Raw genomic sequence first — 23791 nt, 5'->3', positions numbered from 1 at the left:
CCGGGGCCGTGTTCACCAAGCGCCAGGGGCCGCAAGGTCCGCGCGCTCGGTGGGACGGCCCCGGTGTCATCTGCTGTTAGAGTCACACCGGCAGACACGCCCGGAGTGAGATTTCACACGGTCGTTTCCGCCCGACCTCATGGACCTGTAACCGGCCCCTCGGCGGCCATGAACTCGTCACCCGCGCAGGAGGAATGGTGCTGACCGCGTTCGCTCGGGCTTTCCGTACGCCTGACCTGCGTAAAAAGCTGTTGTTCACGTTGTTCATGATCGTGGTGTTCCGGATCGGATCGATCCTGCCGACACCCAACGTGAACGTGAAGGTGCTCAAGGACACCGCGGATGCGGCCAAGGACCAGAACCAGCTCTATGGCCTTGTTGACCTGTTCAGTGGCGGTGCGTTGCTGAAGTTGTCGGTGTTTGCGCTGGGGATCATGCCGTACATCACGGCGAGCATCATCTTGCAGCTGCTGACCGTGGTGATCCCCCGGCTGGAGGCCCTCAAGAAGGAGGGCCAGGCCGGCACCACGAAGATCACCCAGTACACCCGGTACCTGACGATCGGGCTTGCGATCCTCCAGGCGACCGGCATCGTGGCCATGGCGAGCACCGGGCAGCTGTTCCAGGGCGTGTCCGGTGGCGGAGACGTCCTGTACGACACGGGCGTCTTCCCGATCATCACCATGGTGGTCTGCATGGTGGCGGGCACCTCGGTCATCATGTGGCTGGGTGAGCTGGTCACCGACCGCGGCGTCGGCAACGGGATGTCCATCCTGATCTTCACGCAGGTGGTCGCCGTGTTCCCCGCGCAGTTCTGGAGCATCTACCAGACCAAGAACGGCTTCGTTTTCGCGATCGTCGTCCTCGTCGGCCTGGCGATCATGGCCGGTGTCGTGTTCGTTGAGCAGGCCCAGCGCCGCATTCCCGTCCAGTACGCAAAGCGGATGGTGGGGCGCCGTATGTACGGCGGCACGTCCACCTACATCCCGTTGAAGGTCAACCAGGCCGGCATCATCCCGGTGATCTTCGCCTCATCGCTGCTGTACCTGCCCGTGCTCGCCACGCAGCTGTGGCCGAACACCAAGTGGTTGCAGAAGATCCAGCCCTACCTGCAGCCCAGCAACGCCTGGCACATGGCGGTGTTCTTCGTCTTCATCATCTTCTTCACCTACTTCTACGTGGCGATCACGTTCAACCCCACTGAAGTAGCCGACAACATGAAGAAGTATGGTGGATTCATCCCAGGTATCCGTCCGGGCCGGCCGACCGCCGAGTACCTCGACTACGTGCTGACCCGGATCACCACACCCGGTGCGCTCTACCTGGGGCTCGTGGCACTGATCCCCATGGTGGCCTTCTCACTCCTGAAGGCGAGCCAGGACTTCCCGTTCGGCGGCACGAGCATCCTCATCGTCGTCGGCGTCGGACTGGATACCGTGAAGCAGATCGAGAGTCAGCTACAGCAGCGCAACTACGAGGGCTTCCTCCGGTAGTGCGTATCGTGCTGGTGGGCCCCCCGGGTGCGGGCAAGGGGACGCAGGCCCAGTTCATCGCATCTCATCTGTCCATCCCGAAGATCTCGACAGGTGACATCTTCCGCGCCAACGTGAGCGGCGGCACCGAACTCGGCCGTCAGGCCAGGCAGTTCATGGACCGCGGTGACCTCGTCCCGGACGAGGTCACCATCGCGATGGTGCGCGACCGGCTAGGCGAGGACGACGCACGCGACGGGTTCCTGCTGGACGGCTTCCCGCGCAACGTTCCGCAGGCCGAGACCCTCAAGAAGATCCTCGCCGAGTGGGACACCCGCCTCGACATCGTCCTGGAGCTGGTGGTCGACGAGGACGAGGTCGTCCGGCGGCTGTCGGGCCGGCGCACCTGCGACAAGTGCGGGCGCATCTGGCACGTCGACTTCGACGACAAGCAGGACGACATCTGCGACGACTGCGGCGGGCACCTGTTCCAGCGGGACGACGACAAGGAAGAGGTCGTCATGCACCGGCTGGAGGTGTACCGGCACGACACGTCCCCGCTGGTGCAGTTCTACGCCGACGAGGACATCCTCGTCGGCATCGACGCGACGGGCCCGGTCGAAGAGGTCACCAAGCGAGCCCTCACCGCGCTCCGTCCGTTCGAGAAGTGAGTGGGCCCGCTGGAGAAGTGACAGAAGTGACAATGGACGCGATGTCCCCGCGTCCGTCCGCCGGGGTCGCGCACGTGGCGATCCCGGCGAACCGTTTCAGGGGGGGTCATGTTTAGAGGCCGCAAGCCGGCGATCCAGGTGAAGTCGCCGCAGCAGGTCGAGCTGATGCGTGCCGCCGGGCTGCTCGTGGGGGAGACCCTTGAGCTGCTGCGCGAGGCGGTCAAGCCGGGCATCACCACCATGGAGCTGGACGAGCTCGCCGAGCGGCACATCCGCGACAGCGGCGGCGTCCCGTCCTTCAAGGGCTACCACGGTTTCACCGGGACGATCTGCGCGTCCGTCAACGAGGAGATCGTGCACGGCATCCCGAACGCCGGGAAGGTGCTACGGGCCGGCGACGTGATCTCCATCGACTGCGGGGCGATCGTCGAGGGCTGGCACGGCGACGCGGCGGTCACGGTCCCGGTGGGGGAGATCACCGCGGAGCTGCGCCGGCTGCTGGAGGTCACCGAGACGTCCCTGTGGCACGGTCTGGCGGCCGGACGGGCGGGGGCCAGGCTCACCGACATGTCGCACGCGATCGAGGCTTACATTCGCTCTCAGGGCCCCTACGGCATCGTCGAGGGTTACGGCGGGCACGGGATCGGCACCGAGATGCACATGGATCCGCTCATCCCCAACCACGGCGCCGCCGGGCACGGTCCGGTGCTGCGGTCCGGCATGTGCTTCGCGGTCGAGCCGATGGTCAACCTCGGCATCAAGGAGACCCTCGAACTGGACGACGGCTGGACCGTGGTCACCGCCGACGGCCGCTTCTCGGCGCACTTCGAACACTCGTTCGCCGTCACTCCGGACGGTCCCCGGGTGCTGACGGCACTTGACGAGGGCCGGGAGTGGTTCGCCAAGCTGGAAGCGGGCACCGCGTCCCGCTAGGCAAAGGCAGTAGAAGGAGCTGAGATGGCGCCGAACCCTGACATCCGGGCGTCGGACGCCGACCGCGACCGCGTCGCCGCGAGTCTGCGCGAGCACTGCGCCGTGGGCCGGATCAGCGTGGAGGAGATGAACGAGCGCCTCGACCTCGTCTACGAGGCCCGGACCCTCGGCCGGCTCCAGGAGATCACCTCGGACCTTCCCGAGGAGGACCTGTACCAGTTGCCCGTCCCCGCGTCCCAGGCCAAGAGCACCGCGTCCGTCGCGCCCCGTCCGCAGGGCGAGCTGTACCGGCGCGGCACGCGGGCGATGTGGGCCACATGGGCCATGGTCAGCGGCATCAACCTGACGATCTGGCTGGCCATCGCCCTGACCGGCAACGTCGTCTACCCCTGGTGGATCTGGGTGGCGGGCCCCTGGGGAGCGGTGATCCTGCTGAACTCCCTGCTGGGGCCCAGACGCCACGACTGAGCCCTCGGGCGCCCTACTCGACGTCCATCAGCGGGCGGTAGTTGCCCGTGGGAACGAAATGGGTGGTGGCCGTGCCGTCGTCGCCGACGAGGTGGACGGCGAACCCGGCGGGCTCCCCGGTCACCGCGGCGCGTCCGGGATGGGTGAGATCGAGGAAGAGCTGGCGGTAGGTGCTGGGGCAGGTCGTGCTCACCCTGCCCGCCACCTGCCCGACCGCCCCGCGGTGCACATGCCCGCTGATGATCCGGACGACCTGCTCGTGCCGGGCGATGACGGCGGCGAACCCGGCGGGGTCGACGAACCGCATGTCGTCGATGAAGCGGATCCCGATGGGGAACGGCGGATGGTGGGTGGCGACGACGGTGGGGATGCCCGGGGCGGCGCCGAGCGTCCCGTCCAGCCAGGCGAGCCGGTCCTCGCTCATGTGGCCGTACGGGTGCCCGTCCACGGTCGTGTCGCAGCAGACGAGCCGTATCCCGGCGACGTTCGCCGCGTACTGGACGGGTGCCTGTGGACCGCTCCCGGTCTCGGCGAGCGACGGCTGGTCGCGGAACGCGGCGCGCAGGGCGTCGCGGTCGTCGTGGTTGCCGGGTATGGGGAAGACGGCCATGGGCAGGGGGGACAGCAGCGCGTGGAGCCGGGCGTACTCGGCGGGGCGGCCGCCGTCGGCGAGGTCGCCGGTGAGGACCACGGCGTCCGGTCGCGCGGGCAACGACAGCAGGCTCGACACGGCGGCCCGGAGGGCGCGCACCGGCCCCGAGCCGTCGTCGACCTTGCCGTCACGTCCGGCCGCCAGGTGGATATCGCTCAACTGCGCGATGATGGGCAATTTTCTCCTTCAGTACCCTCGGCGGTCGTGCGCTGAGCGCCCTCCCTTCAACAGGCACCGCGGCGATCGCTGTGTTGATTGCAGTGCCCTTGGCGGTCGGGCCTTGGGGCCCTTCCTTCGGCGGGCACTGCGGCGATCGCTGCATCGCTCCCGACTCGCCCTGGAGGGCTCGCTTCGCGATCAGGTTCTCGCACGCTCGAACCTGCCTTCGGACGCGATCGCAACGCTGAGGTCGTCGAAGGTTCTCAAAGGCCGCCTCAGCACAGTGATCACCCCGAAAACTACGCTACATGCGGGATCACTAGGGAGAGGGCGGAGGTGACGTCCTCGGCGGCGGGGGCGACGTCGGGGACGACGTCGCGGAGGGCGAGCCAGCCGTTGATCGCCTGGACGGTCGGCTTGGCCTCGACGAGCTGGGGGTCCTCCAGGCCGTACCAGGCGGCGACCTTGGACCAGCGCCACAGCCGGTGGCCGGCCGTGGAGATCTCCGAGGCGGGAAAGCCGCCCTGGCCGCGGGCGCCGGTGATCGCCAGCCGGACGGAGTCGAACGAGCGGCCGACGCGCTCGGCGATGTCGCGGATGGTCAGCAGCGGGTCGGCCTCGACGTGCTGGACGTGCAGGCCCGGCGCGCTGGCCTCGACATGCTGCACGACCTCCATGATCGCCGCGGCGAGGGTGGCGCTCGGCCAGGTGCAGGAGGCGTTGCCGGGGCGCTCGGCGTGCTGCGCCTCGCTGATGATCGACACCGTGACCGCGCCGTGCGTCCGGTCGAACAGCGGGTCGAGTTCGTCCTCGTAGAGGGGACGGCTGAGGATCAGCGCGAAGTCGTAGCTCGGCATGCTGACCCTCCTTCGGACGTCTCTACGCCCTGTCATCACGGGGAACGCCCGCCGCCCGCCTCGCGGGCTCTCCTGGAAAGGTACAACGCGGGCGCGAGGTATGCTTGTGTCGGGAGCGGTCTCCGGAGCTGTATCGTGCGACAATTTCGCGTTCGGCGGTCCGGTACCGTAGACTTCCATGCCGGTCCGCTGTCGGCCGCCTGATTCCTGTGTTCTCGACGTTCTGGTGTCGTGGCATGGGTGTGGCCGTGTCCTGATGGGACGCCGGGCCGGGTCCAATGAGCCGATCAGTGAAGCGCGGAGGACATGCCCAAGAAAGAAGGGGCCATCGAGATCGAGGGCACCGTCATCGAGTCCCTCCCGAACGCCATGTTCCGGGTGGAGCTCGACAACGGGCACAAGGTGCTCGCCCACATCAGCGGCAAGATGCGAATGCACTACATCCGGATCCTGCCGGACGACCGTGTTGTTGTGGAGCTGAGCCCCTACGACCTCACGCGCGGTCGGATCGTCTACCGCTACAAGTAAATCCACTGGGGTTGCCTTCCCCGTGCGTGGCGGCGCGGGGGTGACCCTGATTCTAGGAGACCCAGTGAAGGTCAAGCCGAGCGTCAAGAAGATCTGCAACAAGTGCCGCGTCATTCGTCGGCACGGCCGGGTCATGGTGATCTGCTCCGACCCGCGCCACAAGCAGCGCCAGGGCTGACCGGCCACACGGCCGCGGAGCCCAACCACAAGCGCATCGCAGCTTTCGCACCGGGAGCCGTGCGACCTTGATCGGTCGCGCGGCGCCATCGTGTGAAGGACACCCTCGGACCGACGGAGGCCGGGGCCGCCACCCGGGCAGGGTGTGTGCGGAGGCGGTGCGTCCATACCTCCGCGACATGAAGGGAACTGCCCACGATGGCACGCCTCCTCGGCGTTGACCTCCCGCGCGAAAAGCGCCTGGAGGTCGCTCTCACCTACATCTTCGGCATCGGCCGGACGCGCGCCCTCGAAACCCTCGCGGGTACCGAGATCAGCGGCGACCTGCGGGTGCACCAGCTCGGCGACGACGAGCTGGTGAAGCTCCGCGACTGGATCGAGGCGAACTACAAGATCGAGGGTGATCTTCGCCGCGAGGTCCAGGCGGACATCCGCCGCAAGATCGAGATCGGGTGCTACCAGGGCATCCGGCACCGCCGCGGTCTTCCCGTCCACGGCCAGCGCACCCAGACCAACGCGCGCACCCGCAAGGGCAAGAAGAAGACCGTCGCCGGGAAGAAGAAGGCCGGCAAGAAGTAGTCCGGAGTCGGTCTCCGGATCGATGACCTCAAGAGTAGAGAGAGCAGATGCCTCCTAAGAGCCGTGTCGGCGCCAAGAAGGTGCGCCGCAAGGAGAAGAAGAACGTCGCTCACGGGCACGCCCACATCAAGAGCACGTTCAACAACACGATCGTTTCGATCACCGACCCCAACGGCAACGTGATCTCCTGGGCCTCCTCGGGCCACGTGGGCTTCAAGGGCTCGCGCAAGTCGACCCCGTTCGCCGCGCAGCAGGCCGCCGAGGCCGCCGCCCGGCGTGCGATGGAGCACGGCATGCGCAAGGTCGACGTCTTCGTGAAGGGTCCGGGTTCGGGCCGCGAGACCGCCATCCGTTCGCTTCAGGCGACCGGCCTTGAGGTGGGCTCGATCCAGGACGTCACGCCCGTTCCGCACAACGGCTGCCGCCCGCCGAAGCGTCGGCGCGTCTGAGGCAGGGGAGATCTAGAACAATGGCTCGTTACACCGGTGCGGACTGCAAGCTCTGCCGCCGCGAGAAGATGAAGCTGTTCCTCAAGGGCAGCAAGTGCGAGGGCCCGAAGTGCCCGATCGAGATCCGTCCTTACCCGCCGGGTGAGCACGGCCGCGGTCGGCCGAAGGAGACCGAGTACCTGCTCCAGCTTCGGGAGAAGCAGAAGGCCCGCCGCATCTACGGCGTGCTGGAGCGGCAGTTCCACAACTACTACGTCGAGGCCAACCGCCAGGGCGGCAAGACGGGTGAGAACCTGCTCACCCTCCTGGAGCGCCGTCTCGACAACGTCGTGTACCGCGCGGGCTTCGCCAAGTCGCGTGACATGGCCCGCCAGCTCATCCGCCACGGCCACATCCGGGTCAACGGCAGGAAGGTCGACATCCCGTCCTTCCAGGTGGGCGAGGCCGACATCGTCGATGTCAAGAGCAAGTCGCTGGAAATGACGCCCTTCCAGGTCGCCAAGGCCGAGTCCGGCGACCGGCCGGTCCCGGCGTGGCTCGGCGTCGACGCCGACAGGATGCGGATCCTCGTCCACTCCCTGCCGGTCCGGCAGCAGATCGACGCTCCCGTCCAGGAGCAGCTGATCGTCGAGCTCTACTCCAAGTAAGGGCTCAACGTTCACCAGGGTCCCGCGGCCGAATCCGTGGGATCCTGGTGAAACGGGGAACACTCCAGAACGCGGTCGTCAAATAGCGGGCACCGCGGGAAGAAGGCACAACCATGCTCATCGCACAGCGTCCAACTCTCACCGAAGAGCAGGTCGACGAGTACCGCTCGCGGTTCACCATCGAGCCGCTGGAGCCGGGCTTCGGCTACACGATCGGCAACTCGCTCCGTCGTACGCTGCTCTCCTCGATCCCCGGTGCGGCCGTCACCAGCATCCGGATCGAGGGCGTCCTGCACGAGTTCTCCACCGTCCCCGGGGTCAAGGAGGATGTCACCGACATCATCCTGAACCTCAAGGAGCTCGTCGTCTCCTCCGAGCACGACGAGCCCGTGGTCATGTACCTGCGCAAGCAGGGCCCGGGTGAGGTGACCGCGGCCGACATCGCGCCGCCGGCGGGCGTCGAGGTCCACAACCCGGACCTGCACATCGCCACGCTGAACAACAAGGCCAAGCTGGAGATGGAGCTGACGGTCGAGCGCGGCCGCGGCTACGTCTCGGCCGCCCAGAACAAGCAGCCGGGCCAGGAGATCGGCCGGATTCCGATCGACTCCATCTACTCGCCCGTGCTCAAGGTCACCTACAAGGTCGAGGCGACCCGAGTCGAGCAGCGCACCGACTTCGACCGTCTCATCCTGGACGTGGAGACCAAGCAGGCGATGCTGCCGCGCGACGCGGTGGCCTCCGCCGGCAAGACCCTCGTCGAGCTGTTCGGGCTGGCCCGGGAGCTCAACGTCGAGGCCGAGGGCATCGACATGGGCCCGTCCCCCACGGACGCCGCGCTCGCAGCGGACCTGGCCCTGCCGATCGAGGAGCTGAACCTCACGGTCCGCTCCTACAACTGCCTCAAGCGCGAGGGCATCCACTCTGTGGGCGAGCTGGTCGCCCGCAGCGAGCAGGACCTACTCGATATAAGGAATTTCGGCGCCAAGTCGATCGAAGAGGTCAAGCAGAAGCTCAACGACATGGGCCTCTCGCTGAAGGACTCCCCGCCCGGGTTCGACCCGAGCGCGGCGGCCGACAACTACGGCGACGACGACCAGGGCTACGCCGAGACCGAGCAGTACTAATTCAATCCTGGCCCAGGATCCTCGCCCGGCGGCTCGGACCCTGACCACGATTGGGCGAGCGCGTCATCGCTTCGCGATCTGCCCGCGTGGGGCTTGCCTTCGGCTTTGCCCCACGCGGGCAGCCTTCGCGCTCGCGTGAGCGCTGAGGTCTCTGAACGGAGACCTTGGCACACCCCCGCGGTGGGGGAGCGTCCCTCACCGTGTCCGGCTGACATCGGTACCTGATACGGCCGATGCAGGAAGGAAGCACCATGCCTCAGCCCACCAAGGGCCCCCGCCTCGGCGGCAGCGCCGCGCACCAGCGCCTGATCCTGGCGAACCTGGCCACGGCGCTGTTCGAGCACGGCCGCATCACCACCACCGAGGCCAAGGCCCGGCGGGTGCGCCCGCTGGCGGAGAAGCTGATCACCAAGGCGAAGCGCGGCGACCTGCACAACCGTCGCCAGGTCGCCAAGGTCATCCGCGACAAGGGCGTCGTGCACGAGCTCTTCACCGAGATCGCGCCGCGCTTTGAGAACCGTCCGGGCGGCTACACCCGCATCACCAAGATCGGGCCGCGCAAGGGCGACAACGCCCCCATGGCCGTGATCGAGCTGGTGCAGGAGCAGCTGACGGCCTCGACTGCCAAGGCCGCCCCGGCGGCCAAGCCCGCCGAGGCGGACGCGCCCGCTGAGGACGAGGTCACGCTCAGCAAGGCCGAGCCCGAGGCCGCCGAGCCCGAGGCCGCCGGCACCGAGGCCGCGGACACCAAGGATGCGGAAACGGACGACAAGTAACCGTGCGATTACGGTCCTGCGGCCGTTATCTTGCCACGGTTCATCAGGCCCACCGTCGTCGGTACGAGACGGTGGGCCTGATCTTTGCCAGACTTGATCTCATGGTCATGTCAAGGGGGCGACGATTCGCTGGGGAGCAGGTCAGAGGAGTGCCCGATGAACGCGGCTCATCGGGGGGAACGGACGAACGTTGGAGAAGGACAGCCCAGCTGACATGACCGCATTGGTACGACTCCGGCTCGACATCGGCTACGACGGGTCGGACTTCGCGGGCTGGGCGCGGCAGCCGAACCAGCGGACCGTCCAGGGCGTGATCGAGGACGCCCTGGCCCGGATGCTGCGGCTCGACCCGCCGCCCATGCTCACCGTCGCCGGCCGCACCGACGCCGGCGTGCACGCCGCCGCCCAGGTCGCGCACCTGGTGGTCCCGGTCGCCGCGTACTCGGCGATCAACGGCACGATGCCGCGCCGCCTCGCGGGGCTGCTGCCCCCGGACGTGCGGGTATGGCGGGTGTCGATCGCGCCCGAGGGCTTCGACGCGCGCTTTTCCGCCCTCTCCCGCCGCTACGTGTACCGCGTCTGCGACAACCCGGTGGGCGTGGCGCCGCTGCGCCGCCACGACGTCCTGTGGCATCCCCGTCCGCTGAACCTGGAGCGGATGAACCAGGCCGCGCGGCTGCTGGTGGGCGAGAACGACTTCGCCGCGTACTGCCGCCGGCGTGAGGGCGCGACGACCATCCGCGAACTGCTGCGCTACGAGTGGGCGCGCGACGACCGTGACCCGCACCTGGCGCTCGCCACCGTCGAGGCCGACGCGTTCTGCCACTCCATGGTCCGCGCGCTCGTCGGCGCGCTGCTCATGGTCGGCGACGGCCGCCGCGAGCCGGAGTGGCCTGCGCAGGTGCTGGCGGCGCGCGTCCGCGACTCCGGCGTCAACGTGGCCCCCGCCCACGGGCTGTCGCTGGAGGAGATCCGCTACCCGGGGGACGAGAGCCTTGCGAGGCGCGCGCAGGAGACCCGCCGCGTCCGGACGCTCAACGCCGCCGCGGCGGCCGCCGTGGACGGCGGCGAGCCACCGTCCTGACCCGGCGGTCAGCCGCGGGCGCGGGCCTCGATCGGCCGGGCGTCGTAGTCCAGGAACTGCTGCGCCACCTGCTTGATCATGGGGTCGCCGGGCTTGGCGTTCCGCCCGTCCGCCCACTGCACGTAGGCGTACACGACGTACCGGCCGCGGACGGTCGCCGCGGCGTACCCGCCGGCCCGGTCGATGTCGGTCGCGCGCTTGCCGGGCATCCCGCGGAACCACTCGTACTTCGCGGGGTCCCCGGCCTTGCCGATCTTCAGCGCGGCGGCCTTGGTCGGCATCACCGCGATGCCGGAGGTGACGGCGAGCTTACGGTCACGGTCCAGGTAGGTGGCGCGGACGACCTTCCGGCAGTCCTCCCGCCTGAGCGCCGCGAGCATCGCGCCGTTGGCCGCGTAGGCGGGGTCCTTGTTGATCGACCAGCGGTCCCGGACGTAGGTGCGCCCGCCGAGCTGGATCGTCCCCGTGGGGAACACCTCGGTGAACTCCAGGCCCTTGGGGTCGCTCTTCTCGTCGGTGATGTCCACCGGTGTGGGCGCCGGGGGCGCGGGGGCCGGTGCGGAGCTCGTGGCGGTGGGCTGCGCGGCCTGGCCCTTCCCATCGTCGCCCGCTCCCGTCCCGCCGAGGGTGAACAGCGCGACGACCGCCGCGAGTACGGCCGCGGCACCCCCGCCGATCAGCATCGGCCGTCGCTTGTTCCCGGCGGGGACCGGCTTCGGCGCGGCCTTCCCGGCCGGCGCGGGCGCCGGACCGAGCGAGACGCCTTCGGCGTGGTACACCGGCGTGATCACCGCCGCCATCGCGGGCTGCGGGGCCCCGTTCTGCGCGCCGTTCGGGTGCGGTCCGCTCCCGGTGGGCGGCACCACCCCGGGCGGCAGGATCGCGTCCGGCACGAGCACCGGGGCGAGCGGCGCCTTGATCTTCTCCGCCTCTTTGGCCTTCTCGAACGCCGACGGGCGCTCGCTCACCCACGTCGCCGCGGGACGTACCGGCCTCTCGCCCGGAGGCGGGGACGGCTTGGGCCCGTCCGACTCCTTGACCTTCTCGAAGGCGGGTGGCCGCTTGTCCGCGACGGGCCGCGCAGGTGGCTCCGGCTCGTCCGGGTGCAGGACCTCGGAGTCCGGGGCAGGCGGCTCCGGCTCCGGCTCCGGCTCCGGCTCCGGCTCGGGCTCCGGCTCGGGCTCAGGGTCCGGCTCAGGCTCAGGGGCAGGCTCGGGCTCGCTCACCGGCTCGGCGCCGACGGGCCCCGCCACGTCCTGGACGGCGGGGATGCCGTCTGGGTCGGTGTCGGTGAAGTCGACGGCCGCGCCCTTGACGATCGGCTCGGCGGGGACCGCCCGGCGGGAGTCCACGCTCGGGACACCGATGCCGGCGACGAGCGTGCCGGGCGAGGCGTCGGGAGCGGGCTCCTCGAAGAGGAAATCTTCGTCGGACTCGTCGTCGGAAGCCGGTTCCGGTGTCGCGTCCTGTGATTCGGCGGCCCACCAAGGGGTCTGGAGGCCGAACGGAGGCAGCGTGAGAGAGGCGGGGGACGAGGGCTCCGCCCCGGCCACGGCGGGCGCCGTGTCCTCGGGGGGTGCCTCGGCCGGGGAGCCCGAGCCGCCGAAGCTGGGCGGCGCCGGAGTGACGGGGACGGACTGCGCCCCCGCCTCCGTGGCGGGCTCCCGGGTGTCTTCAGGTCCAGACATAAGCAGCCAGAGTATTCAAAGCGGTCACTTTTGGATGGGCTTGCCTTCGGTTTCCCTGTAGTGCAGGGCCAGCGACAGCCCGCTGCCCTTGACGAGCTGGGCCCCGAAGACGCGGACGACGGAGTGGTACTTGGTGGCGATCTTCTTGCCGTCCGGCCGCTGGACCCACGTCATGATGACGTAGTGGCCGAACGCCTCGGACGTGCCGAGCGCCTCGCCCTTGCCGTTGGTCTTGGACACGCCCTTGCCCGGCAGGGCCTGGAGGAACGCGTCCTTGTTCCCGGCGGCCTTCACCGCCTGCTTGGCGGCGGCCTCGGTCTTGAGGTTCATGACGCCGACGGTGCCGATCAGACTTCCCGAGCCGAGTGCGTAGGTGGCGCGCAGGGCCTGCGCACAGCCGCCCTTCTTGAGAGTCGAGGTCAACGTCGTGCCGCCGACGACGCCCGTACATCCCTTCGTGGAGCTGACGGCCGTCCGGATGTACTTCTGCTTGCCGACCTTGAAGGACGACTTGCCGAAAACCTCGGTGAGGGTCAGCGCCTTGGGGTCGGTCGTGCGGCTCTTGAGCTTCACCGGCTCCAGCGGCGGGACGCTCGGGCTCACCTTGGTCTTGGCCGTGGAGGCGGACGGCGCCGGCGCGGCGCGCTTCGGCTTCGGGTCGTCCTTCAGCATGGACGACAGCCCGACACCGCCGCCGATGAGCACCAGGCCGGCCGCGACCGCGCCGCCGATGATGAGCGGCAGGTTGCGGCGGCGCGCGGGCGGGTGGGCACCGCCGTCCGGCGACGCCTCGAAGGGCGGCGCCTCGAAGGACTGGGCACCGCCCGCTTCGTCCCCCCACGGGGCCGAGTCGACGGTGCCGCCGAAGGCGCCGAGCGGGCCGGTGCCTGATGGCTCCCCCTCGGCGCGCGGAGCGAAGGGGGACTCGTCATAGTCGGTGCCGTACGGCGACGCCTCCGGCCTTTCGCCTCCGGGGCCGTACGGCGCTTGCGGCGGCTGCGGGGACGGCCAGCCGCCGGGCTTGCCTTGATCGCCCGGATAACCCATGGCTTGGACCTTACCGTTCCTCATTCAGGGCTCTGGACCTTCGGAACACCCACCATGACATGGGGGCGAACCGGGCGTCCGCGGTTCGCTGAAGGTCAGAGGCCCGTGTCACTTCCAGCCGAAGTCCTGTGTCCACAACGGGCCGCCCGCCCCGGCGGCCATCCCGACGCCGATGGCGCGCAGGTCGCAGTTCAGGATGTTGGCGCGGTGACCTGGACTCTTCATCCAGCCCGCGACCACGGCCGCAGCGGTCGCGTAGCCCTTGGCGATGTTCTCCGCCCCAGGGCTCGGATACCCGGCGTCCTCCATCCGCTTCCACGGGCTGTCGCCGTTGCGCGAGGTGTGGTCGAAGTAACCGTTCGCCGCCATGTCGGCCGAATGCCTACCGGCGGCCGTCGCGAGCCGCTCGTCCACCCTCAGCGCCTTGCACCCCGCCTTGGCGCGCTCGGCGTTGGTCAGCTCAGTGACGGTCGCCTCGGGCCCCGAGCCCCCCACGCTCTCCCCGGGCGGCTTGTCCTTGGCCTTCGGCTTCTTCGTCTCGGACGGCCGCACCGAGGGACGCGCCCGCGGGGGCATCGACTTCAACGGCGGTGCCTGCTCGGTGTCCGTGGGCGCCGGCTTGCCGGCGGGATCCCTGCGCGGCTCGGTGCCGCTGTCCGGCACGTCAGACGACTCGGCCGCCTGGGGACTCGTGGTGAGCCCGGCCGCGGCGGTCTGCTCGGACCGCAACTCCGGCAGCACGAGCCGGTCGAGCGCGACCCCCGTCCCGATGGCGAGGGTGACGGCGGTGGCCGTCACCCCGACGGCGAGCACCGTCCTGGAGCCGGAGCGCCTGCGCTTCGGTGGAAGGCCGGGACGGGAGTGCCGGCCACCGCCAAGGGTGTCGGTGGCCTCGGGAAAAGCGGTGCCACGGCCGCCGGGTTGATGGCGTCCGGCCGGTGGGCCGGGTCTGCGGGGAGAAGACAGCGGGGGCTCCCGGGTGCGGGCCGGAACATGCCGGCGTGGACCGGACGGCCGCACCTTATCCATATATAAGCCCGAAATCCTGAACATTCCCCCAAAATGATCGTCCCCACCCACCCCCACCAGCCGAGGAGAGATCCAAGCCCCAGTCCGGCGGCCGTTGAACCCCGATCGCCGGTCACGGGAGCCGAGCGAGGAGACGGCGAGTCACGCAGCCGGGGGGTTCGGGGGGCGCCCCCACGGCAAAATTTGACCCCCTGCCAGGCGGCTGGGTATTCTGCGGGTTTGTTGTGTGTGCCGTCGCGTGCCTGCTTGGGCGGGGGCGGATCGCCATGACGAGCCGGTGTGCCTCCGTGTGTTCGCGCGGGTCCCGGCGTCCCGGAGCGCCAGGTCGGATGCAGACCTCTGATCGGCGCGAGCAGGATATCCGCTGAGAAGTCGACGAGAAACGAAGGTCTACGACCGTGCGCACGTACACCCCTAAGCCCGCTGACGTTCAGCGTCAGTGGTACGTCATCGACGCGACCGATGTCGTGCTGGGCCGTCTTGCCAGTCAGGTCGCGCAGCTGCTTCGGGGCAAGCACAAGCCGATCTATGCGCCGCACCTCGACACCGGTGACTTCGTCATCATCGTGAACGCCGGGAAGGTGGCTCTGTCCGGCAACAAGCTGGAGCAGAAGAAGGCCTACCGGCACTCCGGTTACCCGGGGGGTCTGCGCTCGGTGGCCTACGGCGACCTGCTGGCCAAGCACCCCGAGCGGGCCGTCGAGAAGGCGATCAAGGGCATGCTGCCCAAGAACACCCTCGGCCGGCAGATGTTCGGCAAGGTGAAGGTCTACGCCGGTCCGGAGCACCCGCACCAGGCGCAGAAGCCGGTGCCGTTCGAGATCACGCAGGTCAGCCAGATCGTCAAGTGACACCCGCGCACGCGAGTGCGCGACCCTGAGGCCGCCGGGGCACCCGATGATCGGGCCAGCCGCCCTGGCTAGAACACCGAGGAGAACAGTGGACGACACCACCGGCACGGAAGCGCCCGCGGAGGGCGCCGAGCTCGACTCGTACGAGGACGCGCCGTCCGAGTACAGCACCGAGACCCCCGAGACCGCGGGCGAGAATCTTCTCGGCCAGCCGGTCGCGACGGGCCCGGCGGCGGGCACCGGCCGCCGCAAGCAGGCCATCGCGCGGGTCCGCATCGTTCCCGGTTCGGGCCAGTGGAAGATCAACGGCCGGACCCTGGACCAGTACTTCCCCAACAAGGTCCACCAGCAGATCGTGAACGAGCCGTTCGTGCTGCTGGGCCTGGAGGGCCAGTTCGACGTGCTCGCGCGGGTGAACGGCGGCGGCACCACCGGCCAGGCCGGTGCGCTGCGCCTCGGGATCTCCCGCGCGCTGCAGTTCGCGAACATCGAGCACCGTCCGGCGCTGAAGAAGGCCGGGTTCCTCACCCGTGACGCGCGGGTGCCGGAGCGCAAGAAGGCCGGTCTCAAGAAGGCCCGCAAGGCGCCGCAGTACAGCAAGCGTTGATCGTCGGTACGAGCCGTCGCACCCGCTCCGGCGGGCGCGGCGGCTCGTACGCGTTTCCGGAGGCCAGGTGCGGCCTTTGCGTGCCGCTCCGGCCTGGCATGCCCGTTAGATTTGACCGCACGGCGCGTCCGCGCGGTCTTTCGTCTTTTCTGGGGAGAGTTGAACTGTGGGTCGTCTGTTCGGCACCGATGGCGTCCGCGGGCTCGCCAACCGCGATCTGACCGCTCCTCTCGCGATGGACCTGTCCGTGGCGGCGGCGCGGGTGCTGGGCGAGGAGGGCGCCTTCAAGGGACATCGGCCGCTCGCGGTGGTCGGACGTGACCCGCGGGCGTCGGGTGAGTTCTTGGAGGCCGCCGTCGTGGCGGGCCTGGCGAGTGCGGGTGTGGAGGTGCTGCGGCTCGGTGTTCTGCCGACGCCGGCGGTGGCGTACCTGACGCACGCGTTGGACGCGGACCTCGGCGTGATGCTGTCGGCGTCGCACAACCCGGCCCCCGACAACGGGATCAAGTTCTTCGACCGCAGCGGCTACAAGCTGGCGGACGCGATCGAGGACCGGATCGAGGCAAGTCTTGGCGCGGAGTGGGAGCCGCCGACGGGTGCCGGGGTCGGCCGGGTCCGGGAGGCGCACGGCGCCGTCGAGCAGTACGTGGCGCACCTGATGACGACGTTGCCGGTGTCGCTGGACGGGCTGCGCGTCGTGGTGGACTGTGCGAACGGCGCGTCCAGCGATGTGGCACCCGAGGCGATGCGCCGCGCGGGTGCCGAGGTGATCACGATCGGGACGGCGCCGGACGGGTTGAACATCAACTCCGGCTGCGGGTCCACGCATCTGGAGGCGTTGCAGCGGGCCGTCCGGGAGCACGGCGCGGACGCGGGGATCGCGAACGACGGTGACGCCGACCGCTGCCTGGCGGTGACGGCCTCGGGTGAGATCGTGGACGGCGATCAGATCATGGCGATCCTGGCGCTGGACCTGCGGGAGGCGGGTGCGCTGCCCGCCGACACGGTGGTCGCGACCGTGATGTCCAATCTCGGGTTCAAGCTGGCGATGCGGGAGGCCGGCATCACCGTGGTGGAGACCGCGGTCGGCGACCGTTACGTGCTGGAGGCGATGAAGGACGGCGGGTTCGGTTTCGGCGGCGAGCAGTCCGGCCACGTGATCATGCTGGACCATGCGACGACCGGGGACGGTGTGCTGACGGGCCTGCATCTGCTGGCGGCGATGGCGCGGCGGGGCCGTCCGCTGGACGAACTGGCGAAGGTGATGCACCGGCTGCCCCAGGTGCTGATCAACGTTCGGGACGTGGACCGTGCGCGTGCGAAGACCTCGCCGGAGCTGGCGGAGGCCGTCGCGGTGGCCGAGGCGGAGCTCGGTGACACCGGCCGGGTGTTGATCCGGCCGAGCGGTACCGAGCCGATGGTGCGGGTGATGGTGGAGGCGGCGTCGCACGACCGGGCCCGGTCGGTCGCCGAGCACCTGGTCGGCGTCGTCCGGACGACCCTGGGCTAGACCTGCGGCCCCGGCCGTCACGCGAGGTCGCTACCTGTGCGGTGGGGCGAGGCCGAGGGCGAGCATCCGGGCCGGGATGGGAATCAGCTCGCGTCGATGTCCAGGCGGCCGACCTTGAGGTGCTTGATCTCCACGGTGCCGGCCTGGAGATGTTCGATGACGGCGCGCTTGACCACGAGCTTGCCGATGGCGACGGCGCCGATGGCGAGGGCGCCGAGCGCCATGGATCCGAGGGCGAGGGAGCCGAGGCCGTTGCCGAGGCGCAGGGTGAGGCCGGTCGCGGACGCGCCGGTGACCTCGGCGCCCGTCGCTCGGGCGCCGACGCCGCGTTCGGTGCGGACGCGGGGACGCTCGGCCGCCGCGCCGGTGACTTCGCCGTTGGGTGACTGCTCGTGGGATTCCTTGCTCATGCGTCGAGCATATGGGGCGCGTGCGGCCGGAGAGGCTCAGCAGCGTGCGAGGAAGTCCTGGAGGGCGTTGTGGTCGGCGCGGGTCACGGGTAGTTCGTACTTCTTAGCTACAGCGACGTACTTGACCGCGTAGGTGCACTGGAAGCCTTTTTGCGGCTTCCACTCGCCGGGCCCGGAGTCGCTTTTCTGCCGGTTGGGGACGCCCCACACGGCGAGCAGGTTGATGTGGTCGTTGGCGAAGCGCTCGCGCCGGTCCTCGTCCCAGCGCGAGGCGCCCATGCGCCAGGCGAGGGCGAGCGGGTAGACGTGGTCGATCTGCACCTCGGCGGCGTCGGACTTGGCGAAGGTGATGTCCTTGCCGCTGTAGGGGTCGTGCAGGTGGCCGGACGTGACGACGCATCTGCCCTTCTTGTCCACGCGGGTGAGGTCGCGGGCGAGGACGTCGTTGCGCTGGTCGCAGCCGTTGTGGTCGGTGTCCTTCCACCGCGTCCCGAACTGGTCGCGCTTGTAGCCGCCACCGCTGCCCTCCGACGCGACGCGGAGTCCGGAGAGGTCTTTGCGCGCCCGTCCCGACTCGCCGGCGCCGGGACGGGAGCCGGACGCTCCCGGGGAGCCGGTGTCGGACAGGCCCACGCTGCCGTCGCAGCCGCCGGCCAGCGGTACTACCAGCGCGAGCCCCACCGCCACCACGCGATTGCGCCACGTCATCACGTCACCACCCGGAGTTTATGTGGGGTTTCGCCGACTTCGCCGGAGTTAAACGATCACACTGTACGACCTGCGGTGGCGCCCGGGCGGCCCCGCCACTCATGCGGCACGATGTACGGCGTGCTGCACCTCAGAGTGATCGTCCCAGCCGACCGCACCGAAGCCGTCTGCACGATGCTGACCGCAAGCCACGGCGCGACGAATCTCGTCGTCATCCCGGACGCGGCGCGCTCACCACGCGGTGATCTGGTGACCAGCGACATCGCCCGGGAGGCCGCCAACGAAGTGCTCGCAGACCTGCGGGCGCTCGGGCTGGAGCGCGACGGCTCCATCGCGATCGAGAAGATCGACCTCTCGCTGTCGGACGCCGCGGAGATCGCCGAGGAACGGGCCCCCGGACACGGCGACGACGCCGTGGTCTGGGCGGAGCTCGACCGGCAGGTCAGCGAGGGTACGGCGCTGACCTGGACGTTCGTGACGTTCCTGGTGCTGTCGACCCAGCTGGCGGCCATCGCCGCGCTGATCGACTCGCCGGTCCTGCTGGTCGGCGCGATGGTGCTCGGCCCGGAGTTCGCCGCCATCGCCGCCATCTGCTACGGGCTGACGCGCCGCCAGCCGTGGCGGATCGCCCAGGCGACGCGGACGCTGGTCATCGGATTCCTCATCGCCATCGCGATCACTTATGTGTGCGCTCTGGTCAGCCACTGGATCGGGGTGATCGAGATGTCACGGCTCCCCGACGAGCGTCCGCTGACCGCCTTCATCTACACCCCGGATCGCTGGTCGTTCATCGTCGCGCTGCTCGCGGGCGGCGCCGGGGTGCTCTCGCTGACCGCCGGGAAGTCGTCCGCGCTGGTGGGGGTCTTCATCTCCGTCACCACCCTGCCCGCCGCGGGCAACCTCGCGGTCGCGCTCGCCCTCCGGCACGTCAGCGAGATCAACGGCTCGCTGCTCCAGCTCGCCGTGAACTTCGCCGGGATGATCATCGCCGGGACGGCGACGCTGCTCGTCCAGCGCGCGATGTGGGGTGTCGTCATGGGCCGAAAGGGCCGGACGGCCTCTGGGCAGCGAACTTAGGTCGATCGGACATCGGCCATAAGGCTGTCCTCGCTTAGCACCTGAGGGGGACGCCGGAGGCCGGGCCAGGGACTAGGTTCGGAATATGCCGATCATCGCCACCCAGGGGCTGACGATGAGGTTCCCCCGGGTGACCGCCCTGGACGACCTCTCGGTGGCCGTCGAACCCGGGGTCGTCGGGCTCGTGGGCGCCAACGGCGCCGGCAAGTCGACGCTCATCAAGATCCTGCTGGGACTCCAGCCGCCGAGCGCCGGGACGGCGTCCGTGCTGGGCATGGACATCGCCCGCGAGGGCGTCCGGATCCGCGAGAGCGTCGGGTTCATGCCGGAGTACGAGTGCCTGCCGCCCGACGTGTCCGCGACCGAGTTCGTCGTCCACATGGCCCGCATGTGCGGACTGCCCCCCACGGCCGCCCGCGAGCGCGCGGCCGACACTCTCCGTCACGTCGGGTTGTACGAGGAGCGCTACCGTCCCATCGGCGGTTACTCCACCGGCATGCGGCAGCGCGTGAAGCTGGCCCAGGCGCTCGTCCACGACCCGAAGCTCGTGTTCCTGGACGAGCCCACCAACGGCCTCGACCCGGCCGGACGCGACGAGATGCTCGACCTCATCCGCCGTATCGGCGCCGAGTTCGGGATCAGCGTCCTCGTCACCTCCCACCTGCTGGGAGAGTTGGAGCGCGTCTGCGACCACGTCGTCATCATCGACGGCGGAAAGCTGCTGCGCTCCCAGGCGGTCGAGGCGTACACCACCGAGAGCGGCGTGCTCACCGTCGAGGTGGACGAGGGACGCGACGAGCTCGGCCGGCACCTCTACGACCAGGGCGTCACCGTCCACCCCGAGGGACGGTTCCTCATCGTCACCATCGCGGACGAGACGACCTACGACCGCGTCCGGGACGGCGTCGTCGACCTCGGACTGCGGCTGATCCGGATGGAGCAGCGCCGCCACCACATCGAAGAGGTCTTCCAGGAGGCGCCGGCCGCGCAGCAGGCGCCCACCGGGACCGTCCCGCAGGGAGCGCCCCGATGAGCACCAGCACGATCCACGACATCGGCTACCGGCACTATGACGGCCGCCGCAGTGGCCGCGCCTACGTGCTGCGGTCCCTGTTCGTGCACAACCTGCGCGCCGCGTACGGCCTCGGCCGCCCCGCCCGCGCCAAGGTGATGCCGTTCCTGCTGGCGGCGATCATGCTGCTGCCCGCCGCGGGTTCGGTCGCGGTCTTCGCCGTCACCAAGCAGGAGGACGCGCTGATGCGCTACTCCTCCTACGCGCCGCTCCTCCAGGTCATCATCGCGATCTTCCTGGCCACCCAGGCGCCCGTGCTGGCCTCGCGGGAACTGCGCTTCCACGTCGTCCCGCTGTACTTCTCGCGCCCGGTCGGCCACCTGGACTTCGTGCTGGCCAAGATCGCGGCCATGACCTCCGCCCTGTTCGCGCTCATGGCCGTGCCCGTCACCGTCCTGTACGTCGGCGGGCTGGTGACCAAGGCCCCCGACTCGGCGGACCAGCTCGGCCGCTACCTCGCCGCCATCGTCGGCTGCGCGCTGTTCGCGCTCGTCCTCGGCGCCATCGGGATGGTGGTCGCGGCGTTCACCCCCCGGCGCGGCTTCGGGGTCGCGGCGGTGATCGCGGTCTTCATGCTCAGCAGCACCTTCGTCCTGATCGTCCAGGGCATCGCCGAGGAGCAGACCAACTTCACCCTCTCCGGCTGGGCCGGGTTGTTCGCCCCGTTCAACCTGGTCGACATCGTGCAGGTCAGGCTGCTCGGCGCGGAGAAGTCCTCGGTGCAGGTGGCGCCCGGCGTCGCCGGCGGCGCGGTCGCGCTCGCCCTGTGCGCCGTGATCGTCCTCGGCTCGGTCGCGGTCCTGTACCGCCGGTTCAGGAAGGCGGGCCTGTCATGAGCGAGCTGAAGCTGGACGGGGTGTCCCGCTGGTACGGCAACGTCGTCGCCGTCAACGGGATCTCCATGACGGTCGGCCCCGGCGTCACCGGGCTGCTCGGCCCGAACGGCGCCGGCAAGTCCACACTGATCCACATGATGGGCGGCTTCCTCGCCCCCTCGGCCGGGTCGGTCACGCTGGACGGCGCGCCGATCTGGCAGAACCCCGAGATCTACCGCAGCCTCGGGCTCGTCCCCGAGCGCGAGTCGGCGTACGACTTCCTCACCGGCGAGCAGTTCATCCTGTCGATGGCCAGGCTCCACAAGCTGTCCGATCCGGGCGCCGCCGCCCGCCGCGCCATCGCGCAGGTCGAGATGGGGTACGCCGCCGACCGCACGATCGGCAACTACTCCAAGGGCATGAAGCAGCGCATCAAGATGGCGTCCGCGCTGGTGCACGATCCGCCCGTCCTCCTGCTGGACGAGCCGTTCAACGGCATGGACCCCCGGCAGCGGCTCCAGCTCATGGACCTGATCCGCCGCATGGCCGCCGAGGGCCGCACCATCCTGTTCAGCTCGCACATCCTGGAAGAGGTCGAGCGGCTCGCCAGCCACATCGAGGTCATCGTGGCCGGCCGGCACGCCGCGTCCGGCGACTTCCGCAAGATCCGCCGGCTGATGACCGACCGCCCGCACATCTTCCTCGTCCGCTCGTCCGACGACCGCCGCCTCGCCGCCTCGATCATCGCGGACGGCTCGGCCAGCAGCGTCCAGCTCACCGACAAGGGCCTGCAGGTCGAGGCGGTCGACTTCCAGCGCTTCACCTGGCTTCTCCCGAAGCTCGCCCGCGACGCGGACGTGCGGCTCTGGGAGGTCTCCCCGGCGGACGAGTCCCTGGAAAGCGTCTTCTCCTACCTGGTGGCCCGATGAACCCGACCATTGCCATGATCACGTTCCGGGCGATGCTCGGCCGCCGCCGCGCGCTGCTCCTGCTGGTGCTGCCGCTGGTCCTGCTCGTCCTGGCGGTCGTCCTGCGCTCCACCGGCAACAACGACCTCGACGTCTCCGCGGACGTCCTGCAGAAGTTCGGCCTCGCGACCCTGCTGCCGCTGCTGGCCCTGATCGCCGGCACCGGCGTGATCGGCCCGGAGATCGACGATGGCCAGATCATGTACGTGCTGACCAAGCCCATCCCGCGCCAGGTCATCGTGCTGACCAAGCTCGCGGTGGCGATCGTCCTGGTGACCGCGTTCGCGGTGGTGCCGACGCTGCTGGCGGGACTGATCCTGACCGGCACGACCGCCCAGATGGCACCGGCGTTCACGATCGGCGTCCTCGTGGGCGGCGTCACCTACAGCGCCGTGTTCGTCGCCCTCGCGGTGATGAGCCGCAACGCCGTCACGATCGGTCTCCTGTACGCCCTGGTCTGGGAGAGCCTCCTGGGCAACTTCGCCCCCGGCGCGAAGTCGGCGTCCATCCAGCAGTGGGCCCTCTCCGTCGCCGACGCCCTCACCTCGGCCAGTCCGGTCAAGGCGTCGGTCGACCTCCCGGTCGCGGTTCTGCTGCTGATAGCGGTGACGCTGGCCGGCACCCTCCTGTCCGCCTACCGGCTGCGCTCACTGGCCGTCGCCAGCGCCGACTGACCGTCCGTCGAAATGCGGTTGTCCGGTGTTCCGGTGCGGCGTTAGCTTGCCGGGGTGGACCTCTTCTCACACTCCTGGACGGCGTTGCGCACGGCGGTTGACGAGCTCTCCGACCAGGACTGGGAACGCCCGTCCGGCTGCACCGGCTGGCTCGTGCGAGACCTGGTGTGCCATCTGATCATCGACGCCCAGGACGTCCTGATCACGCTGGTCACACCCGCCGAGACCGAACCGACCGTGGACGCGGTCACCTACTGGGACCTCGTCGATCCGCCGACCGGCGAGGACCCGCTCGACGCGCTGATCCCCCGGCTGGCCGCCGCCTACGGCGAGCCGAGGTGGCTCAAGTTCCACTTCGACGACGTCGGCTCCGCCGCCGGGCGCGCCGCCGAACTCGCGGATCGGAGCGCCCGCGTCGCCACCCAGGACAAGGTGCTGACCGCCGGCGACTACCTGACCGCGTACCTCATGGAATGGACGTTGCATCACCTCGACCTGATCGCGCACCTGCCCTCCGCAGCCGGACCGCCCGCCGAGACCCTCGCGGCCGCCCGGGCGTCGCTGGAGAAGATCGCCGGGGCGCCGTTCCCGGCGGCGTTCTCCGACACGGACGCGCTGCTGATCGGCACCGGACGCCGCGCCCCGACGGACGCCGACAGGGACGCGCTGGGCGGGCTGGCCGCGAAGATCCCGCTCGTCCTCGGCTGAACGGGGCACCCGGACGGACGGTTCAGGACGAGACTGGGCCCCGCCTCC

Annotated in this window: 28 protein-coding genes; 21 read left to right on the top strand and 7 right to left on the bottom strand. The window is 69.7% G+C overall.

The features are described from left to right. Positions 1–197 precede the first annotated feature (197 nt). The 4 genes from secY to AMA02S_RS09030 all read left to right on the top strand — a co-directional run bounded on the left by secY (position 198) and on the right by AMA02S_RS09030 (position 3544). Positions 198–1493 (top strand): preprotein translocase subunit SecY, encoded by a 1296-nt coding sequence (gene secY, locus AMA02S_RS09045; protein WP_084264930.1) that lies wholly within the window; start codon positions 198–200, stop codon positions 1491–1493. Next, entirely contained in the window at positions 1493–2143 is a 651-nt protein-coding gene (locus tag AMA02S_RS09040) for an adenylate kinase (RefSeq protein WP_067454622.1), read from the top strand. Before secY ends, AMA02S_RS09040 begins: the two co-directional genes overlap by 1 nt. 108 nt (positions 2144–2251) lie before the next feature. Then, entirely contained in the window at positions 2252–3076 is an 825-nt protein-coding gene (gene map, locus AMA02S_RS09035; RefSeq protein ID WP_067454619.1) for a type I methionyl aminopeptidase, read from the top strand. Positions 3077–3100: 24 nt separating this feature from the next. Then, positions 3101–3544 carry a DUF1707 SHOCT-like domain-containing protein gene (locus tag AMA02S_RS09030; protein WP_067454616.1) on the top strand — a complete coding sequence of 148 codons (444 nt, stop codon included), beginning with the start codon at positions 3101–3103 and terminating at the stop codon, positions 3542–3544. 13 nt (positions 3545–3557) lie between these two features. Here the strand turns inward: AMA02S_RS09030 and AMA02S_RS09025 are convergent, their stop codons facing one another. Then, positions 3558–4355, bottom strand: coding sequence for a phosphodiesterase (locus AMA02S_RS09025; RefSeq protein WP_245667418.1), 798 nt, complete (start codon positions 4353–4355; stop codon positions 3558–3560). A gap of 299 nt (positions 4356–4654) precedes the next feature. After that, positions 4655–5212 carry a hypothetical protein gene (locus AMA02S_RS09020; protein WP_067454609.1) on the bottom strand — a complete coding sequence of 186 codons (558 nt, stop codon included), beginning with the start codon at positions 5210–5212 and terminating at the stop codon, positions 4655–4657. A gap of 306 nt (positions 5213–5518) precedes the next feature. Here AMA02S_RS09020 and infA point away from each other — a divergent pair, with 306 nt between their 5' ends. The 8 genes from infA to truA all read left to right on the top strand — a co-directional run bounded on the left by infA (position 5519) and on the right by truA (position 10579). Next, entirely contained in the window at positions 5519–5740 is a 222-nt protein-coding gene (gene infA / locus AMA02S_RS09015; protein ID WP_018657567.1) for a translation initiation factor IF-1, read from the top strand. 64 nt (positions 5741–5804) lie between these two features. Further along, entirely contained in the window at positions 5805–5918 is a 114-nt protein-coding gene (rpmJ, locus tag AMA02S_RS09010) for a 50S ribosomal protein L36 (RefSeq protein WP_021596712.1), read from the top strand. A 197-nt stretch (positions 5919–6115) separates the two neighbouring features. Next, entirely contained in the window at positions 6116–6496 is a 381-nt protein-coding gene (gene rpsM, locus AMA02S_RS09005) for a 30S ribosomal protein S13 (protein ID WP_067454606.1), read from the top strand. 47 nt (positions 6497–6543) lie between these two features. Then, positions 6544–6945 (top strand): 30S ribosomal protein S11, encoded by a 402-nt coding sequence (gene rpsK / locus AMA02S_RS09000; RefSeq protein WP_021596710.1) that lies wholly within the window; start codon positions 6544–6546, stop codon positions 6943–6945. Between the two features lie 20 nt (positions 6946–6965). After that, on the top strand, positions 6966–7592 hold the full coding sequence (rpsD, locus tag AMA02S_RS08995; RefSeq protein WP_067454603.1) for a 30S ribosomal protein S4: 627 nt from the start codon (positions 6966–6968) through the stop codon (positions 7590–7592). 113 nt (positions 7593–7705) lie between these two features. Then, positions 7706–8719 (top strand): DNA-directed RNA polymerase subunit alpha, encoded by a 1014-nt coding sequence (locus AMA02S_RS08990; RefSeq protein ID WP_067454600.1) that lies wholly within the window; start codon positions 7706–7708, stop codon positions 8717–8719. A gap of 251 nt (positions 8720–8970) precedes the next feature. Beyond that, positions 8971–9495 carry a 50S ribosomal protein L17 gene (gene rplQ / locus AMA02S_RS08985; protein WP_067454596.1) on the top strand — a complete coding sequence of 175 codons (525 nt, stop codon included), beginning with the start codon at positions 8971–8973 and terminating at the stop codon, positions 9493–9495. A 214-nt stretch (positions 9496–9709) separates the two neighbouring features. Next, positions 9710–10579 (top strand): tRNA pseudouridine(38-40) synthase TruA, encoded by an 870-nt coding sequence (gene truA / locus AMA02S_RS08980; RefSeq protein WP_174550946.1) that lies wholly within the window; start codon positions 9710–9712, stop codon positions 10577–10579. 8 nt (positions 10580–10587) lie between these two features. On the opposite strand, the gene AMA02S_RS43335 is transcribed toward truA, so the two are convergent. The 3 genes from AMA02S_RS43335 to AMA02S_RS08965 form a co-directional block, all read right to left on the bottom strand. Continuing rightward, positions 10588–12267, bottom strand: a complete 1680-nt coding sequence (locus AMA02S_RS43335) for a hypothetical protein (RefSeq protein WP_067454593.1) — start codon at positions 12265–12267, stop codon at positions 10588–10590. Positions 12268–12291: 24 nt separating this feature from the next. Continuing rightward, positions 12292–13314 carry a hypothetical protein gene (locus AMA02S_RS08970; protein ID WP_067454590.1) on the bottom strand — a complete coding sequence of 341 codons (1023 nt, stop codon included), beginning with the start codon at positions 13312–13314 and terminating at the stop codon, positions 12292–12294. A 108-nt stretch (positions 13315–13422) separates the two neighbouring features. After that, positions 13423–14112, bottom strand: a complete 690-nt coding sequence (locus AMA02S_RS08965; RefSeq protein ID WP_169806801.1) for a CAP domain-containing protein — start codon at positions 14110–14112, stop codon at positions 13423–13425. Between the two features lie 629 nt (positions 14113–14741). On the opposite strand from AMA02S_RS08965, the gene rplM reads away from it, so the two are divergent. The 3 genes from rplM to glmM all read left to right on the top strand — a co-directional run bounded on the left by rplM (position 14742) and on the right by glmM (position 17311). Further along, positions 14742–15194, top strand: a complete 453-nt coding sequence (gene rplM / locus AMA02S_RS08960; RefSeq protein ID WP_067454584.1) for a 50S ribosomal protein L13 — start codon at positions 14742–14744, stop codon at positions 15192–15194. 88 nt (positions 15195–15282) lie between these two features. Beyond that, complete coding sequence (gene rpsI, locus AMA02S_RS08955; RefSeq protein ID WP_067454581.1) at positions 15283–15801, top strand: 30S ribosomal protein S9; 519 nt, start codon at positions 15283–15285, stop codon at positions 15799–15801. Positions 15802–15967: 166 nt separating this feature from the next. Further along, positions 15968–17311, top strand: coding sequence for a phosphoglucosamine mutase (gene glmM / locus AMA02S_RS08950; protein WP_067454577.1), 1344 nt, complete (start codon positions 15968–15970; stop codon positions 17309–17311). An 83-nt stretch (positions 17312–17394) separates the two neighbouring features. Here glmM and AMA02S_RS08945 read toward each other — a convergent pair whose 3' ends face one another. Together AMA02S_RS08945 and AMA02S_RS08940 are read right to left on the bottom strand one after the other, a co-directional pair. Beyond that, the gene (locus AMA02S_RS08945; protein WP_067454574.1) at positions 17395–17721 is read right to left on the bottom strand and encodes a hypothetical protein; all 327 of its coding nucleotides are present in this window, start codon (positions 17719–17721) and stop codon (positions 17395–17397) included. A 36-nt stretch (positions 17722–17757) separates the two neighbouring features. Further along, the gene (locus AMA02S_RS08940; protein WP_067454571.1) at positions 17758–18429 is read right to left on the bottom strand and encodes an HNH endonuclease family protein; all 672 of its coding nucleotides are present in this window, start codon (positions 18427–18429) and stop codon (positions 17758–17760) included. A 120-nt stretch (positions 18430–18549) separates the two neighbouring features. Here AMA02S_RS08940 and AMA02S_RS08935 point away from each other — a divergent pair, with 120 nt between their 5' ends. The 6 genes from AMA02S_RS08935 (at position 18550) to AMA02S_RS08910 (ending at position 23743) form a co-directional block, all read left to right on the top strand. Continuing rightward, positions 18550–19506: a DUF389 domain-containing protein gene (locus AMA02S_RS08935; protein ID WP_067454813.1), complete on the top strand. Its 957-nt coding sequence runs from the start codon at positions 18550–18552 to the stop codon at positions 19504–19506. Between the two features lie 85 nt (positions 19507–19591). Beyond that, positions 19592–20539, top strand: a complete 948-nt coding sequence (locus tag AMA02S_RS08930; protein ID WP_084264910.1) for an ABC transporter ATP-binding protein — start codon at positions 19592–19594, stop codon at positions 20537–20539. Continuing rightward, the gene (locus AMA02S_RS08925) at positions 20536–21414 is read left to right on the top strand and encodes an ABC transporter permease (protein ID WP_067454569.1); all 879 of its coding nucleotides are present in this window, start codon (positions 20536–20538) and stop codon (positions 21412–21414) included. Before AMA02S_RS08930 ends, AMA02S_RS08925 begins: the two co-directional genes overlap by 4 nt. Further along, positions 21411–22322, top strand: coding sequence for an ABC transporter ATP-binding protein (locus tag AMA02S_RS08920; protein ID WP_067454566.1), 912 nt, complete (start codon positions 21411–21413; stop codon positions 22320–22322). Before AMA02S_RS08925 ends, AMA02S_RS08920 begins: the two co-directional genes overlap by 4 nt. Continuing rightward, complete coding sequence (locus tag AMA02S_RS08915) at positions 22319–23035, top strand: ABC transporter permease (RefSeq protein WP_067454564.1); 717 nt, start codon at positions 22319–22321, stop codon at positions 23033–23035. The genes AMA02S_RS08920 and AMA02S_RS08915 overlap by 4 nt, the downstream gene beginning before the upstream one ends. Before the next feature lie 54 nt (positions 23036–23089). Then, the gene (locus AMA02S_RS08910) at positions 23090–23743 is read left to right on the top strand and encodes a maleylpyruvate isomerase N-terminal domain-containing protein (RefSeq protein ID WP_067454561.1); all 654 of its coding nucleotides are present in this window, start codon (positions 23090–23092) and stop codon (positions 23741–23743) included. Positions 23744–23791: the final 48 nt, after the last annotated feature.

Origin of the sequence: Actinomadura macra NBRC 14102, assembly GCF_001552215.1 — a bacterium.
Lineage (GTDB): Bacteria > Actinomycetota > Actinomycetes > Streptosporangiales > Streptosporangiaceae > Spirillospora > Spirillospora macra.
This window is presented reverse-complemented; position numbering and strand designations above follow the sequence as displayed.